The sequence below is a fragment of the Caballeronia arvi genome (assembly GCF_001544695.2).
Lineage (GTDB): Bacteria > Pseudomonadota > Gammaproteobacteria > Burkholderiales > Burkholderiaceae > Caballeronia > Caballeronia arvi.
This window is the reverse complement of sequence record NZ_FCOM02000137.1, coordinates 1-5,528: the sequence shown is the minus strand read 5'-3', so window position 1 is coordinate 5,528 and position 5,528 is coordinate 1. Positions and strand designations below refer to the sequence as shown.

Sequence of the window (5,528 nt, the reverse complement as noted above, 5' to 3'; positions counted from 1 at the left end):
GCGTCGCGGCAGAAGAGGCGCTCCGCCGCCGGATTGATGAACTCGACGAACCCGGTCGGCCCCACCGAAATGACGGCTTCGCCGATCGAGCCGAGCGTGGCCTTGGCGCGCGCCTCGCTTCGTCTCAACGCGTGCTCCGAGGCGAGCCGCGCGGTGATGAAGCGTCGTGCGTACCAGACGGACAGGCACACGAGCAGCGCCGCGACCACCACGTTGACGACGAACAGCATCAGCGCTGTTTTGCGGAACGCGACACCGAGCACATCGGCGAACGCGCGAGAGATCGGCGCGATCGCGGAATTGATGTTCCAGATTTCTGTCGTGAGCCGCTGGACCTCGTTTCGGCCCGAGGGGCCTGCGGCCTTGGCGAGGCGAAGTTCATTCGCCGCGGCGACGAGTTGCTCGACGAGCGCATCGCCGCGCGTCCAGTACGTGACGGCCTGTTCAAAGAAGCTGTCGCGACGGAAGGTACCGAAGACCCAGATCACTGAGCTCACGTCGGCAGGATCGACGCCGCTTTCGAGCAACGCCTGTCGTGCCGTGCCGAGATCGGATTTGGCGCTGTCGAGCGCAAGCCGTGCGCGCTTGAGATTGAGCGGAAATGCGATCGCACTTTGATATTGGCGAAAGGCTTTCTCGTCGCCGGTCTGCGCGTACCGAAGCAGATAGAAGACGGCGTCCTTCTGGCCTTTCGACCATGTGCTTTCACCGCCGATATAAGCGCGCACGGACGACATGATCGATAGGCTCGTCGCGACGAGCGCCAGCAGCGACGCAACGACTGCCACGAACGGCCACGTGGTCTTGAACAGTTGTCGATTGGTCTTCGATGCCGCTGGCATTTCGAGCCTGATAAGTTTTTTATGGGCGTAGCGACAACACAAGCATTGTCCGCACGACGGATGCCTTCAGAAACATTCCGAACGGTGGTATTCCTACTAACTGGATCGTCTTCGGGGTCTAACGGCGCAAAGGAGACAAACTTTAGGGTCCGGGCGGAAAGCCGTGCTGACCTACAAGTTGGCACGCGGCGCGTCGGGCGCTGGGCGTTGACGACGCGTTCTATCGCAAGCAGGAAAACATCCGGCAAGTGCGGGACTTGCCGCTGCACGCGTCGTGTGGCCGAATTTTCGACCGAAACGGCGGTTCCTTCGCGGCTAGCATTTCGCTCTCGTTGTGTTGATGCGGCTGACGAGGAACGGGCATCTCAAGGCAGCAAGCTGACGCGCTTGCGCGCCTGCTCGGGATGAATCACGCCGACATCTCGCGCATCTACGCCGCTAGGGGGTCTTCGCCCAGGAGGATTTTCGGCGTTTCCGTCCCGAGGGTGAGGTTGCCGCTCAGGTGACGGGCTTTACTGGCCTTGATGGCAGCGGCCAGGAAGGCATGGAGCGGGTCGCTGAAAAGACCTTGCGTGGTGAAAATGGACATCGCCGTGTTCTGCGCAATGCGCGGGGACAGGAGATTGAAACCCTGGCATTGACTCCATCGCGCAATGGTGCCGACCTGACTCTCTCTATGAGCCGCCCCATTGAATATGCGGCTTTTGAAGCATTGAAGGCCGCCGTTCAGTGCACCGATGCGCGCTCTGGGTCCGCGATCGCAGTCACACTCGGGCGAGATCCTCGCGATGTCCAATGGCCAAGCTACGGCCTTAATGAGCGCGCGGCATGGCGATGCGCAACCGCGCAGTGACTGACCATTTTCGAGCTGTTGAGTGATGAAGCCGCTGTCGATCGCACCGGCATTTCAGCGGCATCGCATTACACCGAACACGATCGTACCGACCGGCGGCGCACGCTCCGTCTCGATGGCCACCCGATCCATGACGATAAGCACTTCAGTACGTTGACAGCGACAGGCGTTGTCCAGAGTTCAAGTAATGTAGGAACAACGAAGACCGCGCTGCTCTTGTCCGTGCACGACACGTATGCCAATTTTCAGGCCCTCGGACTCGGACGTAGGCCCCGTGCAGGGCTGCCGCGCGCAGCAGCGGGACAAGGACGGCCCTATAAGCGCTGGCGACGCATTGAGTAGGTGACGAATGTCGTACGGTTACGGGCTCTCCGCGTCGCGTTTCTGAACTAGCACACGCCTACACGAGCTTTGCCAAGGAGGGGGGCTCGAAGGTCGCCCGTCAGACCGGAAAGATGATGCAAAGCGTGGTCGGCAAGGACGGAACTGCGCCGCAGGTTGCGGTGCCCGGTTACAGCGTCGCGGGTAAGACAGGCACAGCGTGAAGTGGACCGCAAAGGGCTGTGACCATAGCGAGGATCGGGCGACCCTCGTAGGAATCGTGCCTGCAAAAATCCCGCGCGTCGCAATTGCGGTGTCTATTGACTGGCCGCTCGGGCGGCGTCATGCCGATCGCCCGCTGCAGACGGCGGCATAACGGCACGGCAAGCCGGCTATTCATAGGGACGGGCGGATTCATACGGGTCTGGTTATGCGCACGATCGAAGCCACAAACCGAATGTTGTGACACGCCGACCGTCGGGCGGATTCGAAGGCCCGGCTGTGAAAAAAAGTGGGGTAATCTGCGCTTCCTCTATGCGAAGGTTCAAGAATTGGTTCCAGCGCTGTAGGACTCCAGCGCCATCGCGATTGATTCTCGATTTGGCGCACTGTTTAACAAGACAAAAAAGCACGCCAGCTTTAAACTCCTCGTGGGGCGTTAACCCGTATAACATTCGCACAGCCCGCATGTTTTAATTGCCTGCATGGTGAACAAGCCAAAAACAAACTAAGCATCCGAGCGGCGGAACGTGCCTGACAACACAATCACCATGAGCGAGCCAATAATAGGAAGCGGCCTCGCCGGTGCGATACTTATCGCAATTATCGGGGTTTTCCGACATTACATCCGTGAGCGTAAGCGCGATCGTGCTATACGGGACCGGAGAGAGCGGACGGTTGTCTCAAAAGCCGGTAATATAATTAAAATCGCATATGAACGTTAGCGAGTTGAAAAGAAAAGAGCTTTCGCATATTGAGTCAGTTGTGGCAGTTCTGGAAACGTCGAAGAAGGCGTTTTCGGCAACTTGTTTCATTACCCGACCGAGCTATTGGAAATCCCGGGTATTGTGCATTTGCGAAGGAAATACTGAAGCGGACATATTGATAAGGGGACGAAGACTCCTTGACCGGCTATCAATAATCTCCCATTCGCTTTGAACAAAGATCGCCTGAACGAGGGTTGCAACGGCATCGATCTACGGCGATGACGGTGACGTTTCTGCTCACGTCCTCTAGCGTCGTGGCCGCACCCTGCGGCGTGCGGTCGTTACACAGATCTGCAGCGATGAAGCGGATGGGAGTTATTCCAATGACGCGCGCGGCCGCACAGCCCGAGATTCTTCATTGCTTGACTGCGCGTCGACTCATCAGCGAAGGTGCGTGCGCCCACATCCTGAGTCGACCGACGCATCTCTCAACGGTGATCTTCGTCCGTCTTAGGCCAGTGTCGTCGTGCTCGCCGCATACGACCCTGCTTGGCGCAGCAATATCACGGTTCAGGACTTTTTATATCGTCATCGATGAGCTTATTAGCCAATGCGATGGAGGCGGCATAGGCTTCTTCTTTTAAATTGAACGGGCCGACAGTTGGTGCGCCTACGTATGGATATAACACTCGCCCGTCTGTCATCCGTACGACTCTGAGATTACCGACAAAGAGCGCGCCGGCGTTGAGCCGATACGACGCGTACACCGCATCTCCTTCGAGCACTTACTGCGCCGGCCGAGGACTCGGGCGTGGCCGGCTTCATCGCGCAACGAGTATTTGCGTCAATTCGCGCCGAGATCTGGCTTGTGCAGTGTAATACGGCGCTATCGCGATCGCCGGACGATTCGGCGGGCCACACGCGCGGGAGCTCTTGACTTCGATTGACACTGGCGCACACGCACCGAAGAATCCGCTGTCCCTTTGGTTAGCGTGCGCCAAATTGACTTTTCCACCACCGAACCAAGAGCCGTCATCCCGGATCGGCGTTCCGTGGCAGAAGCGTTTAGTGTGGTAGAAACAGCCCCGTCAAAGTAAGGCGAGTGGGTTCATATGGAATGGAACAAATACACGGCCAACCATCCCGGGCTACCACAGGTTGCGTTTTCGTGGACGAGCGATCGCCTCAACAAACAATGGCGGAAATCTCAGAGGTGCCTGGCAATGGGACAGGCGAATACGTTGTCATTCTCATGGGAGACGACTCCAATCATGGAACTTGACGACGCGTTCTTTGATGGCGGGCTGTTCGCTGTACCGATCGAGCCGCCTTGGATCGAGGGTGACCGTAATCAGGCCCACCGCCGGGCTAGCAACCCTGTTGTCGCCGACTCCGGTTTGATCCGGATGCAATGATTGACGCGTGAACCGGCTCGATGTCGTGTTCGAGTTCGATCGAGTCAAAGAAAAGGCTCGCTTTGCAAAGGTGCTTCTTCGCGCTTGCCAGCCATGGGCGCTTCGTGGGTGGTGTCCACAACGAGAAAAACCCCGCCGAAGCGGGGCAACCTAAGAAGCGGGGGGCTACTTTGGAAATGACTACAACCGGTTCATCTGCACCGCTATTCTAACGATCGCTTCGTTTCATACTGTCGGCTGGCGCACGCTGGCGCTGAACTCTGATGAGGGCCGTCCATGGTCCCGCTTGAATGCCCGCCTTCGCCTTGCGGCATGCCATGTTTTCGCCCGTGTGCGAATCGGTGAAACATTTTGGAGTTGGATCGCCGCGTCAGTTTAGACTGCCGACGCCTAAGGCCGTCACCCATTCAGAGACTCCAGCTTTTGGGCACCGGATGGCCGCAGATTTCGCAATCGGCCCATCGCCTCTGAGTGCTGTACTGGGTTTGATGAACGACCAACCAAAATCGGACACTGTCTCTTTCGTTGCTTGCTTGATCGCCACTAATGTCTCCGATGTAAAAGACGGCCGTTCAATACCGACGTGCGCTGTCCCACGATTCATCCTACGATTGAAGGCGAAGCGTTCGTTTGACCACGAATTGCGCGGTACTTTGTGCGTACAGTTACGTCGCGACACAGGCACAAATTACACATCTAATGCCTGATACGGGGAATGTAATGATCAAGTACGCACAGGAAACGAAAAAAGCGGCCGGCCCATGCGCCTCAGGGCGCTCGAGGCGATACTCCAGCACACGCATCCCACGCTTGAACTTCACCGATGACCGGCGGCTTGGCTTGTCGAAGCTGCTGATCGCGCCATCTCAATCGCCGGTAGTGCTGACGCGCATCTGCTGATGAGGCCGTCTGGTACTTAGGCATCTTAATCAAGCTGGGAAGCCCAAACACGGGCGAGCCGCGCACAGCCTGCAAAAACAGGCCACACGAAACGACTCCCACGCCCGCAAATTGGGCAAAGGGACCGCTTCTGCTCGCCCCGCGTCTTCGCGTTGGGGCTCGGAGAGTCTTTTGCCCCAGGTGATATTGAATAGCGAGACATCATGAAAAACGAACGCTCCAGCCGACAGAAGCGCGCCGCGGTAAAAGCGACAGCCCTACTGTTGATGCT

General features: G+C 57.8%; 5 protein-coding genes and 2 pseudogenes. 4 read left to right on the top strand and 3 right to left on the bottom strand.

The features are described from left to right. Both AWB74_RS43225 and AWB74_RS48030 read right to left on the bottom strand, forming a co-directional pair. Positions 1-842, bottom strand: a pseudogene (locus AWB74_RS43225) (hypothetical protein); the annotation flags it as partial. 430 nt (positions 843-1,272) lie between these two features. Continuing rightward, entirely contained in the window at positions 1,273-1,431 is a 159-nt protein-coding gene (locus AWB74_RS48030) for a hypothetical protein (RefSeq protein WP_235024936.1), read from the bottom strand. Between AWB74_RS48030 and AWB74_RS48965 the strand changes: the two genes are divergently transcribed. From AWB74_RS48965 to AWB74_RS48955, 3 genes and pseudogenes are all read left to right on the top strand, one after another. Continuing rightward, positions 1,387-1,695, top strand: coding sequence for a hypothetical protein (locus AWB74_RS48965; protein ID WP_407642553.1), 309 nt, complete (start codon positions 1,387-1,389; stop codon positions 1,693-1,695). The two genes, AWB74_RS48030 and AWB74_RS48965, sit on opposite strands and share 45 nt — an antisense overlap. An 18-nt stretch (positions 1,696-1,713) precedes the next feature. After that, complete coding sequence (locus AWB74_RS48960; RefSeq protein WP_407642552.1) at positions 1,714-2,037, top strand: penicillin-binding transpeptidase domain-containing protein; 324 nt, start codon at positions 1,714-1,716, stop codon at positions 2,035-2,037. A 101-nt stretch (positions 2,038-2,138) separates the two neighbouring features. Beyond that, positions 2,139-2,240 (top strand): annotated as a pseudogene (locus AWB74_RS48955) (penicillin-binding transpeptidase domain-containing protein); the annotation flags it as partial. Between the two features lie 1,265 nt (positions 2,241-3,505). On the opposite strand, the gene AWB74_RS46215 reads toward AWB74_RS48955, so the two are convergent. Beyond that, positions 3,506-3,727, bottom strand: a complete 222-nt coding sequence (locus AWB74_RS46215) for a DUF6723 family protein (protein WP_143749506.1) — start codon at positions 3,725-3,727, stop codon at positions 3,506-3,508. A gap of 486 nt (positions 3,728-4,213) precedes the next feature. On the opposite strand from AWB74_RS46215, the gene AWB74_RS46725 reads away from it, so the two are divergent. Continuing rightward, the gene (locus AWB74_RS46725; RefSeq protein ID WP_160110402.1) at positions 4,214-4,357 is read left to right on the top strand and encodes a hypothetical protein; all 144 of its coding nucleotides are present in this window, start codon (positions 4,214-4,216) and stop codon (positions 4,355-4,357) included. The last annotated feature ends 1,171 nt before the right edge of the window (positions 4,358-5,528 follow it).